The sequence below is a fragment of the Streptococcus sp. CCH8-C6 genome, assembly GCF_001557225.1.
Lineage (GTDB): Bacteria > Bacillota > Bacilli > Lactobacillales > Streptococcaceae > Streptococcus > Streptococcus sanguinis_C.
Window position 1 is genome coordinate 1 of the sequence record NZ_LSJN01000041.1, and the last position, 287, is coordinate 287.

Annotated in this window: 1 pseudogene; it reads left to right on the forward strand. The window is 32.8% G+C overall.

What is annotated here, in order from left to right:
* A pseudogene (locus tag AX677_RS09075) lies at positions 1-72 on the forward strand (sigma 54 modulation/S30EA ribosomal C-terminal domain-containing protein); the annotation flags it as partial.
* Positions 73-287: the final 215 nt, after the last annotated feature.

Below are 287 nucleotides of genomic sequence, written 5' to 3' on the forward strand. Positions count from 1 at the left end.
GCTGAGGACAGCAGCACAAATGTTATATACCGTCGTGAGGATGGAGATATTGGCCTGTTAGAAGTCAAATAAATAATCTAAAAAGGTTGAGAGCAAGTTTCTCAACCTTTTTAGATTATAGAAAGTCATACACTCAGGTGACATAAACCAGCTTCCTGCTCACAAAGAAATTAACTTTATACTTAGAACTGAAAAATAAACTTTAAAAAAAATCAAAAAAGATCAAAAAAGATCAAAAAAGGTATTGACAGTTGGGTGGTATAGGTGATATACTAATATAGTTGTCG